Annotated in this window: 13 protein-coding genes; 10 read left to right on the plus strand and 3 right to left on the minus strand. The window is 51.8% G+C overall.

Annotation, left to right across the window (positions count from 1 at the left end; genetic code table 11):
• Positions 1-254: 254 nt before the first annotated feature.
• Positions 255-2,348 (minus strand): RecQ family ATP-dependent DNA helicase, encoded by a 2,094-nt coding sequence (locus V5T57_RS09475; RefSeq protein WP_332890959.1) that lies wholly within the window; start codon positions 2,346-2,348, stop codon positions 255-257.
• Between the two features lie 89 nt (positions 2,349-2,437).
• Positions 2,438-3,865, minus strand: a complete 1,428-nt coding sequence (locus tag V5T57_RS09480) for a sensor histidine kinase (protein WP_332890960.1) — start codon at positions 3,863-3,865, stop codon at positions 2,438-2,440.
• Between the two features lie 264 nt (positions 3,866-4,129).
• On the opposite strand from V5T57_RS09480, the gene V5T57_RS09485 reads away from it, so the two are divergent.
• From V5T57_RS09485 to V5T57_RS09520, 8 genes are all read left to right on the plus strand, one after another.
• Positions 4,130-5,254, plus strand: coding sequence for a branched-chain amino acid ABC transporter substrate-binding protein (locus V5T57_RS09485; protein WP_332890961.1), 1,125 nt, complete (start codon positions 4,130-4,132; stop codon positions 5,252-5,254).
• 179 nt (positions 5,255-5,433) lie between these two features.
• Positions 5,434-6,357, plus strand: coding sequence for an ABC transporter permease subunit (locus V5T57_RS09490; protein ID WP_332890962.1), 924 nt, complete (start codon positions 5,434-5,436; stop codon positions 6,355-6,357).
• 4 nt (positions 6,358-6,361) lie between these two features.
• Positions 6,362-7,636 (plus strand): high-affinity branched-chain amino acid ABC transporter permease LivM, encoded by a 1,275-nt coding sequence (livM, locus tag V5T57_RS09495; protein ID WP_332890963.1) that lies wholly within the window; start codon positions 6,362-6,364, stop codon positions 7,634-7,636.
• Positions 7,627-8,499 (plus strand): ABC transporter ATP-binding protein, encoded by an 873-nt coding sequence (locus V5T57_RS09500; protein ID WP_442918193.1) that lies wholly within the window; start codon positions 7,627-7,629, stop codon positions 8,497-8,499. The genes livM and V5T57_RS09500 overlap by 10 nt, the downstream gene beginning before the upstream one ends.
• A gap of 17 nt (positions 8,500-8,516) precedes the next feature.
• Positions 8,517-9,233 carry an ABC transporter ATP-binding protein gene (locus V5T57_RS09505; RefSeq protein ID WP_442918194.1) on the plus strand — a complete coding sequence of 239 codons (717 nt, stop codon included), beginning with the start codon at positions 8,517-8,519 and terminating at the stop codon, positions 9,231-9,233.
• 441 nt (positions 9,234-9,674) lie between these two features.
• A complete protein-coding gene (locus V5T57_RS09510) occupies positions 9,675-10,178 on the plus strand; it encodes a phosphatidylglycerophosphatase A family protein (protein WP_332890965.1) in 504 nt (167 codons plus the stop codon).
• A gap of 117 nt (positions 10,179-10,295) precedes the next feature.
• Positions 10,296-11,462, plus strand: coding sequence for a CinA family protein (locus tag V5T57_RS09515; protein WP_332890966.1), 1,167 nt, complete (start codon positions 10,296-10,298; stop codon positions 11,460-11,462).
• Positions 11,459-12,544 (plus strand): L,D-transpeptidase family protein, encoded by a 1,086-nt coding sequence (locus V5T57_RS09520; RefSeq protein WP_332890967.1) that lies wholly within the window; start codon positions 11,459-11,461, stop codon positions 12,542-12,544. The genes V5T57_RS09515 and V5T57_RS09520 overlap by 4 nt, the downstream gene beginning before the upstream one ends.
• A gap of 329 nt (positions 12,545-12,873) precedes the next feature.
• On the opposite strand, the gene V5T57_RS09525 is transcribed toward V5T57_RS09520, so the two are convergent.
• Positions 12,874-13,317: a YtoQ family protein gene (locus tag V5T57_RS09525; RefSeq protein WP_332890968.1), complete on the minus strand. Its 444-nt coding sequence runs from the start codon at positions 13,315-13,317 to the stop codon at positions 12,874-12,876.
• A 99-nt stretch (positions 13,318-13,416) separates the two neighbouring features.
• Here V5T57_RS09525 and V5T57_RS09530 point away from each other — a divergent pair, with 99 nt between their 5' ends.
• Positions 13,417-14,247 (plus strand): TIGR00282 family metallophosphoesterase, encoded by an 831-nt coding sequence (locus V5T57_RS09530; protein WP_332890969.1) that lies wholly within the window; start codon positions 13,417-13,419, stop codon positions 14,245-14,247.
• Positions 14,248-14,311: 64 nt separating this feature from the next.
• On the plus strand, positions 14,312-15,040 hold the full coding sequence (gene purC / locus V5T57_RS09535; protein WP_332890970.1) for a phosphoribosylaminoimidazolesuccinocarboxamide synthase: 729 nt from the start codon (positions 14,312-14,314) through the stop codon (positions 15,038-15,040).
• The last annotated feature ends 139 nt before the right edge of the window (positions 15,041-15,179 follow it).

A 15,179-nucleotide genomic window follows, 5' to 3' on the forward strand; every position in this document is an offset into this window, starting at 1 on the left:
TGCTCCCCGTTGGTCATAGGGTGGTACCCAAAGGGCCCTTCTAAATGTTTAGAAGGGCCCTTTGTCGTATCACCATCAGGTTTACTCTGTTCTGTACAGGTGGCTGATTAGCGGTCAGGGGTTAACAATGGCGACCCCTTGCTCTATGCCCGCAACACAGAACGTTCATCAACAGCGTGCGCTCCGTATGGTGCGGTTTGGGGGGATCTCTTAGCAACCGCTCTGCTTCTGTGTCGTCTTATAACGACGGCTGTTTACGCTGTATTGTCTAAGGTAAACAGGGCTGCAGGGTAGATGGTCTCAACCCCTGCTTGGGCCAGTAAGGCGGTTACAACGGTTAGGGTCCAGCGGGAATCAACATAATCATCAATCAGCAGTACGGGTCCTTGATGTTGAATACGACCGACCTTAAACACACCATCCAGGTTTTGGCACTGGTGAAAGGTGTTTTGCATCTGCTTTTGCCGGGCGTTGTTTTGGATCTGCTCCACACAGGGATCAAAAGGGAGAGCTAAGCGTTGGGATAAACGTAAGCAGAGGTCAGGAACCCGGTCCATAATCCGGCTGGATGGGACACAGCTCACCCAGGTGGGGGCTGGGTTGGGCTGCCACTGTTCAATCATCTGTGCCATGGCTTCGACCAGCTCATCGGCAAAACGGCGTTTTTTATACCCTTGTGCCGCCAACATGCCCCATCCGGCATCTTGCCAACGGCAGAGTACGCGGCCCGGCTGGGCTTGCTGTTTTTTGGGAATGCGGTAGGGGATATTCTCAACCTTAAAAGCACCTGTGTCGGTCTGCTTTCTTGGTTCAAAGGGAATATGGCTTTGCTGCAGAAGGGTGCGGGCGGCTTCGGCTTGCCCAGCTTCCCAGCTGGTTGGTACGATGGATTGACCACGGCACACGGCACATTGACCGCAATTGGAGGCGTCGGGATCATCTAAAGCGTTACGTAAAAAACGCATGAGGCAGGTTTGGCTCTCAATATAGGCTTGAACCTCCTGCCACTCCTGTTCCCTCTGCTGGGTGAGATACTCAATATGGGCATGATCCATGGTAAAGGGGTGGTCGGTGACCTGCCACGTGCGCCCCTCCCTCATAACCGGTGCAGGCTTTTGCACACTTAAAAATTTGAGTACCTTCTCAACCTGCCCCCAGCCTAAATTGCCATGGCGCATGATCTCTTTTAGGGTCGCACCCTCATGGGTTTTTAAAATGTGGAGTATGCTCTCAACCTCATGCTCTTGTGGAAAAGCCTGTGATCGAAAATGACGATGAATGGCTTCATCCTCCACCCCATGGAAAAGAATGCCATAAGCTTGTTCTAACGCACGCCCAGCCCGGCCCACCTGTTGGTAATAGCTGATGACAGATCCAGGGGCCTGATAATGAATAACAAAACCCAAGTCGGGTTTGTCATAACCCATACCTAATGCAGAGGTGGCGACCAGCACTTTGATTTGGTTGCTAATAAGCTGATCTTCCAGGTAGAGCCGGTAATCATTACTGGTCGCAAAACCAGGACCCATAACCCCACTGTAATAGGGGAGTGCTTGAATACCATGATCGTTAAGCCACGTTGAAACCTGATCAGCATCCCGCTTGGTCAGCACATAGACAATGCCACTGTGGGGCAGGTTGGGAATATGCTGAGCCAACCAAGCCATGCGGCTGGTTTGATCGGGTAGGTGTAGGTTCTGTAGAAGTAAGCTCTCACGGATCAGTGTGCCGCGTAGGATCTCAACATCCCCCAACTGTGCCTGGATATCTTGTAGTACCCGGTTGTTGGCGGTCGCCGTGGTGCCTAAAATAGGTGTGCTCGCGGGCATTTGCTGGATAATGTGGACCAGTAGGCGATAGTCAGGCCGGAAGTCATGTCCCCAATCTGAAATGCAGTGGGCTTCATCCACCACAAACATGCCAATGTGGTCAAGAATTCGGGCCAGCACGGTATCCATAAACTTGGGGTTACTAAACCGCTCGGGGGAGATAAGCAGGGCATCGATGCGGTTGGCCAGGATCTCCTCAATGATCGATTCCCAATCGTCACTATTGGCAGAGTTGATGGATGTGGCGGTAATCCCCAACCGTTTAGCGGCGTGTACCTGGTTACGCATCAAGGCCAGAAGGGGGGAGACAATAATGGTAAGACCGGCCCCTTGTTGACGAAGAATGGCTGTGCTTAGAAAGTAAACAGCGCTCTTACCCCAGCCGGTACGCTGGACCACCATAAGCCGCTTTTGGTGGTTGACCAGGGCATCCACCGCCTCCCACTGATCGGGGCGAAAGCAGGCTTGGTCTGAGCCCACCATGGTTTGTAGCAGCTTTTCCGCTTCGTCTCGATGCATGATGATATTCGGCCTTATGGGAGAAAAAGTCAGGCTACTGTAGCACCGAAAGAGAGCGGTCAAAAGTTGTTGCTCGGATCAAGGTGGGATTAATCCATACGGACCATCTTTGGTGGCAAAGATGCTGTATTCACCAGCTTGTCCCTCTCTCCTTGCTGTTGTGGTTTATCTTGATTGATATAGGGAATGATAAACCAAAACCGTGAACCCAGCCCCACTTGGCTACTGACATGAATACGCCCACCCATGGCTTCAACCAATGCACGGCAGATGGCCAGCCCAAGGCCCACACCACCTTGTTGGCGGGTATCGCTACTGTCTACTTGGAAAAAAGGTTCAAGAATCTGCTGTAGAGCAGCTTCCGATATACCTTGGCCGGTATCTTTAACCTCAATGTGCACCTGGGAATGATAGTGAGCCGTGGAGAGAGAGAGCGAAATCAGCCCGTGATCGGTGAATTTTATGGCGTTGTTGAGTAAGTTGATCAGGATCTGACGCAAGCGTGTGGCGGGAACTTCAATATGACGAGGTAGCTTAGGGTCCAGCTCTAGCTGGATCATCAGTTTTTTTTGATGGGCCTGTTGAATAAACAGCCCCATGATCTCATCCAAAAACGGTTGTAGAGCAATATGCTCGGATTCCATCGAGAGTTTACCTGCATTAATGGCGGCCAGATCCAACAGATCATCCATAAGTCGCGTGAGGTGAGCCCCCGCTTTTTCTACAATGGCCAGTTGTCGTTGTTGGTCAGGGTCATGGGCCTCTTCCAGCAAGACTTGAGACATGCCCACAATGGCGTTCAAGGGTGTACGTAGCTCATGGCTAACCACCGCCATAAATTGATCCTTGGCCTGGTTGGCCTGCTCCAGAATTTCTTGGGTCTGTTGATTTTTAGCCTCATGACGTTTCAGCAGCTTCCAGACAAAATAGGTCAATAGAAGAAAACTGAATGTCAGGATTAACGCGGTTGCCAAATAGTGGTCTAGCTCTCGTTTAATCCGTTGTTGAATGTTGGTTTCAATAAGGTCTGCCTGAGCAAGGGCTTTTTGAAAAAGCAGATCAAAATGTTGATCCTTTGCCGTACCTGCGCCGCTGTTTTGGCTGGTAACCAGGCGCTGTTTAGCCACCTGTTGTAGGCTGTCCATGGTTAGCCGCAGTTGGGTTAAGACTTCCCTTAAGTGGGGATTTTTCAGAGCAATAAAACGACCTTCATGGTTCTCCCCGCCTTCTAGCATGGCGTTGGCATACCAATCCGCTTCCTTCAGATGCTGCCAAACCTGTGCCTCTGTCATGCTATGATCCCTTTGGATGATCTCTTCAAACCAGAGATGAAAACGGGTCAGCTCAAATTTGATCTCCATACTGGCATCAATCAAAGGGGCGTTATGGGCTGTCATGCGCCAGCCCATGGTGGCCAAAGTGCCTTGTGTGATCATAACCAGCAGTAAGGCCATAAGCAGGGAGGTTGCAGGCTGGTGGTGCAAAAGTTTGGGGATATAGGGTTTGAACGAAATCATAGCGAACCTTAATGGATGCAAAAAAATGATGATCAAGGAACTTAGAGTCATGAATTATTAAGTAGTTGCATGACAACAGGGTGAACACATGAAGCACCGAGGATGCATAAGAAGTGTGGTTTAAGTGCTAAGGGTCCCTTTTTTTTGACAATTGAAGGAAGGGTGCTAGAGTGGGTTTTCTGGATTTGTGGGTTTAATTGCTTCATTATGTTGGTTTTGGAATGAATTTGGGCGGAGTATGACCTTCTGTGACGAGGTGAAGAGATGAGCAATTGGGGCAAAAGTGTAATCTCGGCAGCAGTTGCTGTGGCTGGTATGGCCGCTGTAGCCGCACAAGCTGGGGATATGATCCGTATGGGTGTGGCCGGTCCGTTTAGCGGCCCCTATGCAGCGTTTGGTGAGCAGCAGTGGCGGGGTGCTGAGGCTGCGATTAAAAATATTAATATGTCGGGGGGCATTAACGGTAAGAAGATTCAACTGATCAAAGGGGATGATGCCTGCGAACCTAAGCAGGCGATGTCCGTGGCAAACCGTTTGGTGGACAATGATGAAGTACATGCTGTAGTTGGGCATTTCTGTTCCTCCACCACCATGCCTGCTTCTGAGGTGTATGACGAAGCGGGCATTTTGGAAATGACCCACGGTTCCACCAACCCTATGGTCACCGAACGTGGTTTAAAGACCATTTTACGTATGTGTGGCCGGGATGATCAGCAAGGTACTGTTGGTGCCAATTTTGTGGTCAATAAGCTGGGCGCCAAACGTGTCGCGGTTTTGCATGACAAAGATACCTACGGTCAGGGTTTGGCCGATGCCATGAAAGCTCACCTGCATAGCCTGGGTATGAAAGAGGTCCTCTACGAAGGCTTGACCCGTGGTGAGAAGGATTTTAATGCGCTGGTCACCAAGATCAAATCTGTTAAGGCCGATGCGGTCTATTTTGGCGGGTTGCATAGTGAGGCCGGGCCCCTGGTCCGGCAAATGCGTGAGCAAGGTATTGAGGCACCCCTTATTTCTGGTGACGGTATTGTCTCTGAGGAGTTTGTGACAGCCGCAGGGGGTGGACGTTTTGTTGAGAATGTCTATATGACCTTTGGCGCGGACCCTCGTAAAAATCCTGCAGGTAAAGCCTTGGTGGCTAAGTTCCGCGCAACTGGCTATGAGCCTGAAGGTTATACCCTGTATGCTTACTCTGTGGTGCAATCCATTGCTGCAGCCATGAAAGCAACGGGATCTACCGATGGGGAAAAACTGGCCGCTTGGTTAAAGAGCAACCCGGTCGAGACCGTCATGGGAACCAAGGCATGGGATGCCAAAGGTGACCTGAAGGTGAGTGACTATGTGATGTATAAGTGGGACAAAAACGGCAAATATGCCGAGGTAGAATAAAAAAAGGGGAGGGCATAGAGATATGCCCTCCTTTTTTTATCAGGTAACGGCCAGGGTATCTGTGAACAACAGGTTTATTTGCATGATCACAGTGCCCAACCCTCAGGCTGTTAGGCTGCTTCTTTATAGTTAAAGCATATCACTTACGCCAATTTTGGCCCTCTAACCTCTAGAACCCTATGAACAGCTATGTCGTTGGACAGCAACTGGTTAATGGTCTGGTCCTTGGTTCCATTTATGGCTTGATTGCCGTGGGCTACACCATGGTCTATGGCATCATTGGCATGATCAATTTTGCCCATGGTGAGATCTACATGATCTCCGCCTACCTAACGGCCATAACCCTGGCGGTACTTACAACCATGGGGTTTAACTCGGTCTTTTTAGCCCTTATCATTACGTTGGTTATCGCGATTCTCTTTACAGCGCTCTATGGGTGGTCGGTAGAGCGGGTGGCGTATCGACCGTTAAGGGGCTCTACCCGCTTAGCGCCCCTTATTTCCGCCATTGGCATGTCGTTGGTTCTACAAAACTATGTGCGTTTGGCCCAGGGTAGCCGCAACCAAGGGGTGCCAAGCCTGATAGAAGGTAACCTGCGGTTAATGGGGGATAGCCCGGACCAGTTTGTACAGATCACCTATCTACAATTAATGATTGTGGTGGTGGCGTTGATCAGCATGGGTATTCTGACCTGGATTATCCAAAAAACCCCCTTAGGGCGTGCCTGCCGCGCTACCCAACAAGACCGTATGATGGCGGAACTGTTGGGGGTGAATACCGATAGAATTATTTCAGTTGTCTTTGTGTTGGGTGCCTCCATGGCTGCTGTGGCAGGGGTCTTGGTGACCTTAAACTATGGCTCTTTTGATTTTCATGTGGGGTTTGTCACGGGGATTAAGGCTTTTACAGCGGCTGTTTTGGGGGGGATTGGCTCCCTACCTGGTGCCATGTTGGGTGGGCTGATTCTGGGGCTGTCCGAGTCCTTCTTTTCTGGCTTTGTGAACACCGATTATAAAGATGTTTTCGCCTTTTCCATTTTGGTGCTGGTACTGATCTTTAAACCCAGTGGTCTTTTAGGCCGTCCTGCGGTGGAGAAGGTGTGAGCCCATGAATAAGATCCTTAAACACGCCTCGATTGATGCCCTGAAAATGGGTCTGTTGGCCCTACTGCTGTTTGGTCCCATGACCGGTATGCTGCTAAATGGGTATGGCATTAAGTATGAGCCCTCCCGCGCTTTCTGGCTGGTTGGGGTTCTGCTGGTGGGCCGTTTTTTAGTGGTGTTCGTGAGTAATACCGAGGCTTTAGCCCCCATCGCCAACCTGTTCAGGCGCAAGGATCGGGTGGAGGTGGTGGTTAGCCCTACCGGCCAGTTTCGCCATAAGGTCATGATATGGTTAACCTTGGCGGTAGCCTTCTCCCTACCGTTCTTGCTGAATAAATATTGGATCAATGTCGCCACGTTGGCCTTAATCTATGTGTTATTGGGTTTGGGTTTGAACATTGTGGTTGGTCTGGCTGGGCTGCTAGATCTGGGCTTTGTGGCCTTTTATGCAGTTGGTGCATATGGTTATGCGTTGGGCGCGGAGTATCTGAACCTGAGCTTTTGGGAGGCGATCCCCTTTGCGGCCATTCTTGCCGCCAGCTTTGGGGCGGTGTTGGGTTTTCCGGTCTTGCGGATGCATGGTGATTATCTGGCCATTGTCACCTTGGGGTTCGGTGAGATCATCCGGTTGGTATTAAATAACTGGTTAACCTTTACCGGTGGCCCCAATGGATTGCGAACCCCCCTGCCAACCTTTTTTGGTATGGAGTTTACCAAACGTGCCAAGCAAGGGGGGACCCCCTATCATGAGGTGCTGGGGCAGTGGATGGAGATCGACTACTCCCGAGCAGCTCGGTATATCTTTATCTATGTGACCTTACTTTTGATGGTCATTCTGTTGGTCTATGTAGTTAACCGATTAAAAAAAATGCCCATTGGCCGTGCTTGGGAAGCGTTGCGGGAAGATGAAATTGCCTGTCGCTCCTTGGGGATTAACCATGTCACGGTCAAGCTATCCGCTTTCTCCATGGGGGCAACAGTGGGGGGCATTGGCGGGGTGTTTTTTGCCGCCAGCCAAGGGTTTGTCAACCCAGCCTCCTTTACCTTTTTTGAGTCAGCTTTAATCCTGGCCATTGTAGTGTTGGGGGGCCTGGGCTCCATTGTGGGTGTGATTGTGGCAGCGGTGGTGCTTACGGTACTGCCCGAAATTTTAAGGGATTTTTCTGAGTACCGTGTGCTGATCTTTGGTATGGCGATGGTCTTAATGATGGTCTGGCGACCTCGGGGGCTGCTGAGAATTCATCGCCCAGAATTCGTGGTGGAGAAGAAATCGCCATGAGCTTATTAAATGTCGATAAACTGACCATGCGTTTTGGGGGATTGACCGCACTGAGTGAGGTCTCCTTTGGGGTAGAAAAAGGGAGTATTACGGCCCTGATTGGTCCCAATGGGGCGGGCAAAACCACCGTCTTTAACTGCGTGACCGGTTTTTATAAGGCCAGCCAGGGGGAGATCTCTTTAAACCGGCAAGGTCACAAGCGGCAAGATTTGGTCGAGATGTTGGGCCTGCCTTTTGAGCTGAAGGATTTTGTTCAGCCAGCGGCTTTTATGCGGCGGCTCTACTTCAAACTGTTTGGGGGGAGCCATCGGGTGACACGGGCTGGTGTGGCTCGTACCTTCCAGAATATTCGTCTCTTTAGAGAGATGACAGCGCTGGAGAATCTGCTGGTGGCCCAGCATGAGCGGGTAAACCGCAATTTGCTCTCGGGTATCTTACAGACCGCCACCTATCGACGTAGTGAGCAAGATGCCCTGGACCGTGCGCTCTATTGGCTCTCTGAGTTGGGTATTGAAGAGAGTGCCAACCTGTTGGCTGGTGCCTTGCCCTATGGTCATCAGCGACGTTTGGAGATCGCCCGGGCGTTGTGTACCGATCCTGTTTTGATCTGCTTGGATGAGCCTGCGGCAGGCTTGAACCCCCGTGAGACCACAGAGCTTTCGGCCACGATCCGTAAACTGCGTGAACGGCATGGGATCACCATTTTTTTGATTGAGCATGATATGGGGTTGGTGATGGATATCTCTGACCATGTTGTGGTGTTGGACCATGGTGAGGTGATTGCCCGTGGTACAGCGAAGGAAGTTCAGAACAATGCGCGCGTGCTGGAGGCCTATTTGGGGGTGGAGGATGATGCTGCATGAGTGAGATCCAGCCACATATGATGCTCCAACTGGAGGGGGTGGATGCTGCTTATGGCCCGGTACACGCACTACATGGGGTCTCTTTGCATGTGCACCAAGGTGAAATTGTGACCTTAATTGGGGCCAACGGCGCGGGTAAGTCGACACTGCTTATGTCGATTTTTGGTAATCCACGGGCACAGGCGGGTGTTATTAAGTTTAATGAAGAGGAGATTACCCAGGCCTCGACCCATGCTATTGCCCGTATGGGTATTGCCCAAGTGCCGGAGGGACGCCGGATCTTTGGTGAGATGACGGTGTTGGAAAACCTAGCCATGGGTACCGCACCCCTCAAAGAGCGGGATGATACCCGTGAGGCGCAAGATCTACAGCGGGTGATGAGCCTGTTTCCCCGCTTAGAGGAGCGTAAAGCGCAACGGGCCGGTACCCTATCCGGTGGCGAGCAGCAGATGCTGGCCATTGGTCGGGCCCTGATGAGCCGCCCTAAGCTGCTGTTGCTTGATGAGCCTTCATTGGGTTTGGCGCCACTGATAATTAAACAGATTTTCACCACACTTCGGCAAATTGCCCAAGAGGGGGTGACCATCTTTTTGGTAGAGCAAAATGCCAACCAGGCCTTGCAACTGGCCAACCGTGGCTATGTGTTGGTGAATGGGCGCATTACCTTATCGGGCTCAGGGCAGGCGCTGTTGAATGACCCGGAAGTGCGCCATGCTTATCTGGGTGGGCACTAAGTCGAGGGTGTATATCTCCCTTGAGCAAGTATACTGGCTGGGGGCTTGACCATCGCACGTGTGGTCACCCGGTCCGTTAGGGCGGCAGTTGCGTAGAGATTTGTCTCCTGGTTTTTGTGGTGATGATTGATTATAAAGTCTCAGTGTTCGGCCTGTTCGGAAGATCTAGGGCCAGTATTGGGAAGGCGCTTTCTTGGGATCCCCTTTTTTTATCCGAAGCTTTGTGCGCCACGATGACGCCGATGTCTGGCCATACCGGTGTGCCGAGTGAGGATAGGTGGTCGTACCCGCAAGGATTAGCTGCCTATGTTACACCCCAGTCGTGGGGTGTGGTGCCTGCTCAAGCTGCACAGATGGTTCTGGGACCATCCAAGCGCTTCCTCCCCAGCTTTTCGACACACCTTTTAGCGCTCTTATTCAAACCATTTGAGGTTTTATTCTATGTTTTGGGGTACAGCACCTTCCCACTGGCGCACGTGGTCTGCTATCGACCGTTTAATCATGCTTCTGGCCACCATAGGTGGCAGTGGCTGGTCGCCTAAGGCACCGGGTACCATGGGTACCGTGGCATCCATACCCCTGGTATGGCTTGCCATGTATGGGGGGGTGACCGTACATGTGATCATTCTGGTGATCACCTCTGCCGTGGGGTGGTGGGTCTGTAACCGTGCCGTGGTGCTGTTGGGTAGAGAGGATCCTGGTGCGGTGGTGATTGATGAAACCGCCGGTTTGCTGCTAACCATGCTGTTTGTACCTCTTACTGGCACCAATCTTTTGGTGGGGTTTGTACTGTTCCGTTTTTTCGATATTTTAAAGCCTTGGCCCATCCGTTGGCTGGATAAACATATCCATGGTGGTTTGGGTATTATGTTGGATGATCTGGTGGCGGGTATCTTTGCAGGTATCCTGCTTTTACTGGCTCAGCCCCACTTGCCGCTTTACTAATTTCCCATTTACGACGATAGAGTCTGAAACGGGTGCTGGTTCTCCCGCGTTGGGGGCTACCTTTGAGAGGGGCTGCCAAAGGGCTGCCAAGCACCTTAGGAAAAGCGAAACCAAGGAATGAATACTGCGACCATGCGTGCTCTGTTGGTGACACCCCGTTGGAGTGAGTTGGAAGGACTGCTGCGTCCCTCCAACCGCCCCCTATTGGATCTGATGCTGCTCTCATTGGGCTATGATCAGTTGGATACCTTGGAGATTGATCCGGCTGAGAAGTTTGATCCCTCCGAGCTGGCTGATAGCTATGGTGTGATGATTATTCAGGCCCAAGGTGAGTCAGGCCGATTACGTCGTGGGATCCTTTCCAGCCTTGGGCTCTCCCTGGGGTTGGATGGGGAGAACTCCACCACGCTACGGGTGGCAGGGGCCAAACAGCTGCGTAATGCTGCAGGGGAGACGGTGGGTTTTCTCTCCAACAAACGGGGCCGGGTGGTCGCCTACTGTGATGATACGGTTAGTGAGGTAATGCCCGCGCTGGAGTATGGATTACGGGTTATCTTGACCGAAGGATCACGGAGTTTAAGGCGTTTACCCTTTAGTGAATGTCGCTTGGTGGAGTGTGCGGGGAACCCGGATACCATCACCTTGAATATGAATGAGACAACCGCAGCAGCGATGTACCGACGTTGCAAGGTTATGCCTATGCCCAGTGGGGATACTGCGGTCATGATCCCTTCTGGCGACATTATGGGGGAAAGTTTACCCCATGTCTGGGGTAATCGGCTCTATGGTCAGGGACCGGTCTCTTTAGAGCAGCATGTGGCAGAAATTTTATGGCGGCGTGGTTGGCGGGTGGCGACGGCGGAGTCCTGCACCGGGGGTTTGACCGCAGCACGCTTGTCTGCTGTGCCAGGTAGCAGTGATTATTTGGATGGAGCCTGGGTTACCTATAGCAATGAATCCAAGGCCCGGACGGTAGAGGGTATTGCACCGTTGGTAGAGCGCTGTGGTGCGGTGAGTGCAGAGGTTGCTTTGGCGTTGGCCCGAGGCGCCTTAAAAGGGCACGGTGTTGATTTAGCCGTGGCGATTACCGGCATAGCCGGTCCAGGAGGAGGGAGCGAGGATAAGCCGGTAGGAACCGTCTTCCTTGCTGTGGTATCCCAGGAGGGGAACATACTGGAACATCGGGGGTTGTACCGGGGTAACCGGGACCGGGTTCGGTATCAGGCCAGTCAGACGGCGTTGCATCTACTGCGTCGCCTGGCAGAAAAGGTTGGTTCATCATGAAAACATGGCGATTACAACGTCCGGTGCTGGGTATGGCACTGTTGATGTTCAGTTCACTCAGTTTTGGTTGTGCCTCAGCATTTGGTAACCAAAACTGGAAGTGGTTTGATGGTACAGAGAAAGATGGCGTCAAGAATTTGCAAATGGACGCCAACCTGGCCCATAAAAACCGGCCACTCCCTTTTGATACCCAAACCGAGGTGATCGGGAGTGGCGCTTTTAAATATCGAATTCAAGGGCATGAGACCCTGCTGCTTTTGGCGCGTACATACGATTTAGGGTACAACGAGGTCTCTTTGGCCAACCCTAAAATTGATGCCTGGGCACCGAAAAAAGGGGACGAAATTTTCCTCTCCATGACGCATGTTCTGCCAACGGATTTACATAGCGGCACCGCGTTGGTCATCAACCTGCCAGAGATGCGTCTCTACCACCGGCGTGGCGATGGTAGCCTGGAAACCTATCCGGTTGGTATTGGCCGGGAGGGATTTGATACCCCGGTTGCGCGGGCTAAAATTACCCGTAAAAAATCGGCGCCCAACTGGTATGTGCCCGCTTCCATCCGTAAAGAGAATCCTAAGCTCCCCAAGGTGGTGCCAGCGGGGCCAAACAACCCTCTGGGTTCCCATGCGGTCTACCTGAGCTTGCCGGGTTATCTGATCCATGGCACCAACAAACCTTATGGTATTGGTCGTCGGGTAAGCCATGGCTGTATCCGCATGTATCCCGAAGATATTCCCCGACTGCACTCCAATGCCCGTGTAGGCTCCAGTGTGGCCATTGTGAACGAACCGGCCAAGGCGGGGTGGTATGGAGATAACCTTTTGCTGGAGATCTATCCGAGCCTACCGACCAAAAGACGTGGGAAAAAAGAGGTGGAACCCCCCAAACCGTTGGAAGAGATGGCCGCCATGGCCATACGTAAAGCGTTAGGGCGCCGTGCGGGTTACCCCGCCAAAATTGATTGGAAGTTGGTGCGTGGTATGGCTCGAGCGCCAGATGGTATTCCCCGTGTGATTGGGCGTATGACCGTGGGGGACGATATGAAACAGCTGGTTCCGGTCAGGTTAATGCAGCCTTAATCCTTAGCAAGATGGGGAGGGTACCTGATTAAACGGTGACCCAAACCCTAACAGTTTTAGATCTGTTTAAAACGAAAAAGCCCCCTATAGATTGCGTTCTATAGGGGGCTTTTTGGCTGGGGTGTTACCGGGGTGGAGCCGCCGATCTCAGTGACGGGGTTCAACAGAACAATCCTCCCTGTGGCAGGAAGCAAAGCTGTTTGGTGGCTGATCCGGTAGCGTCTTTGAAACCCTCATGCTAAATAGACAGGCCGGTCCACGCTGGATGACCCTGCTAGGGGATGAGCCCCACTTCACGCCACACCGCGAAAGCTATGGTATGACACGGTTTATGCCGTCATGACATACTTAAGCATTTCAACAACCTGTTCTGGTGTCTGTACCACGGCGCGGGCTGCGGCATCAATCTCCTTGAGGGCGTGAGTGAGCTTAGGATCGTGCATGACAATCATTGGCTTGCCCAAAGCCGCAGCTTGGCCTGCATCAAACGCGGCATTCCACTGTTTGTACTGCTCCCCAAAACGCACCACCACTACATCGGCTTTTTTTAACAGGGTTTGGGTGCGAATGGCGTTAACGTTGGCCCCCATGTGGTCTGCCCAAAAAGGGTTGGGCTCCTCCCCCATAATACGGACACCGCACTCATCACTGGCTGCATGGTCTGTAACCGGTGCATCAAAATGCACATCCAAGCCTGCATCTTTGCACCCTTGTTCAATCTGTGTACGCCAATCGGTGTGAATTTCACCGGAAAGATAAACCCGCCAAACCATAACTTAAGACTCCTGCTAAAAGGGCTATAAAACACTTTTTGATTGCCAAAGTGCGGTTCTGTGCTAAAATCACGCCTTTTTTTCCAGGAAAGGAAGCCCATGTCCGTGCCCACAAAAGGTGCAGGTCAAGTCCGCATTCTCATGCTTGGCGATATTGTCGGACGGCCCGGACGTAAAGTGGTCCAGGATCATCTGGCTGGCCTGAAAAAAGAGTTGGATCTGGATATGGTGGTGGCCAATGCTGAAAATGCCACCAATGGTAATGGGCTAACCCCCAAACATGCCAACCAGATCTTTGACATGGGGGTGGACTTACTGACCACCGGAAACCATGTTTGGCATTATAAAGAGTTAAGCGCAGAGATCCAGCAGATGCGGCGTGTTTTACGCCCAGCGAACTATCCCCCTGCAGCACCAGGGCATGGTCATGGTATTGTAACGACCAAGTCTGGTGTTAAAGTTGGTGTAATCAATCTCATCGGTCGTGTCTTTATGAACGATGTAGATTGTCCGTTCCGAGCTGCGGATAGCTTGTTGGATCGGATCCGCCAGGAGTGCGACATTATTCTGGTGGATATGCATGCTGAGGCAACGTCTGAAAAACAGGCCATGGCTGTCTATCTGGATGGACGAATCACCGCCATGGTCGGTACCCATACCCACATTCCCACAGCAGATTATCGTATTATGCCAGGGGGTAGTGGTATGCAGACCGATATGGGTATGTGTGGTGTGTATGTAAATTCAATTATTGGGGTGAAGCCAGAAGCGATCATTGATCGATATCTGAGCGCTATGCCAGCACGGCATACCATCCAAGAAGGTTCTGCGATGTTGTGTGGAACTGTGATAACCGCAGAGGCCAAAAATGGCCGCTGCGTGGATATTCAACCGGTTCGCCGCGGTGATGGGCTCTCTCCCACACCGTAAAGAACTGATCATCATGTTGTACGGGTTATTTAAAAACCCGCTTTGTTTCGCGAGGAAGTGTGCCATGCAAAAAGGGGAAAAGCTCTACGAAGGTAAGGCAAAAGCTCTGTTTGCCACCGAAGAACCCAATATGCTTATCCAGTACTTTAAGGATGATGCCACCGCCTTTAATGGGGTGAAAAAGGGTACCATCTCCGATAAAGGCGTGGTTAATAGCCTGATCTCAGCCCGCCTCTACCACATTCTGGAAAAAGTGGGTATTCCCACCCATCTGGAAGCACAAATTTCACCCCGTGAGCAGTTGGTGCACAAGGTGGAAATTTTGCCTGTGGAAGTGGTTATTCGTAACCGTGTTGCAGGCTCTTTGGCCCGCCGCCTGGGTTTTGAAGAGGGTACAGAACTGCCCCGTCCATTGGTCGAGTTCTACTATAAGAACGATGAACTGGATGATCCCATGATCACTATGGATCATGCGGAAGTCTTTGGTTGGGCTAAGCATCGTGAAATTGAAGAGATGATTGAGATGTCTCTGCGGGTTAATGACATCTTGCTGGGCTTCTTCGCCAACATCGGTATTGACCTGGTGGACTACAAGCTGGAGTACGGTCGTCTGGCCGCGAGCCCTTCTACCTTGGTTTTGGCCGATGAGATCTCCCCCGACAGCTGCCGTCTGTGGGATATGGAGACCGGTGAAAAGCTGGATAAAGACCGCTTCCGCCGCGATTTGGGTGGTGTTGAAGAGGCTTACCAAGAGGTTGCGCGTCGTATGGGGCTGGAAATGCCCACCAAGTAAGCGCTCTGCTTCTTGCTCGTGATGAAAAAAAAGGTCCATGTCTCTTCCAAGGCATGGACCTTTTTTTGTCGGGTTTTGGCCTGGGGTGCTTGGGGTGGCCAGAGACACTGTACGAGGTTGGGAGAGATGCTGTGAAGTA

The sequence above is a fragment of the Magnetococcus sp. PR-3 genome, from assembly GCF_036689865.1.
Taxonomy (GTDB): domain Bacteria; phylum Pseudomonadota; class Magnetococcia; order Magnetococcales; family Magnetococcaceae; genus Magnetococcus.

Coding starts and splice junctions, on each gene's coding strand:
- V5T57_RS09490 (WP_332890962.1), top strand. CDS start 5,434: ATGAACAGCTATGTCGTTGGACAGCAACTGGTTAATGGTCTGGTCCTT.
- purC (WP_332890970.1), top strand. CDS start 14,312: ATGCAAAAAGGGGAAAAGCTCTACGAAGGTAAGGCAAAAGCTCTGTTT.
- V5T57_RS09525 (WP_332890968.1), bottom strand. CDS start 13,317: ATGGTTTGGCGGGTTTATCTTTCCGGTGAAATTCACACCGATTGGCGT.
- V5T57_RS09480 (WP_332890960.1), bottom strand. CDS start 3,865: ATGATTTCGTTCAAACCCTATATCCCCAAACTTTTGCACCACCAGCCT.
- V5T57_RS09475 (WP_332890959.1), bottom strand. CDS start 2,348: ATGCATCGAGACGAAGCGGAAAAGCTGCTACAAACCATGGTGGGCTCA.
- V5T57_RS09515 (WP_332890966.1), top strand. CDS start 10,296: ATGAATACTGCGACCATGCGTGCTCTGTTGGTGACACCCCGTTGGAGT.
- V5T57_RS09520 (WP_332890967.1), top strand. CDS start 11,459: ATGAAAACATGGCGATTACAACGTCCGGTGCTGGGTATGGCACTGTTG.
- V5T57_RS09505 (WP_442918194.1), top strand. CDS start 8,517: ATGATGCTCCAACTGGAGGGGGTGGATGCTGCTTATGGCCCGGTACAC.
- livM (WP_332890963.1), top strand. CDS start 6,362: ATGAATAAGATCCTTAAACACGCCTCGATTGATGCCCTGAAAATGGGT.
- V5T57_RS09530 (WP_332890969.1), top strand. CDS start 13,417: ATGTCCGTGCCCACAAAAGGTGCAGGTCAAGTCCGCATTCTCATGCTT.
- V5T57_RS09510 (WP_332890965.1), top strand. CDS start 9,675: ATGTTTTGGGGTACAGCACCTTCCCACTGGCGCACGTGGTCTGCTATC.
- V5T57_RS09485 (WP_332890961.1), top strand. CDS start 4,130: ATGAGCAATTGGGGCAAAAGTGTAATCTCGGCAGCAGTTGCTGTGGCT.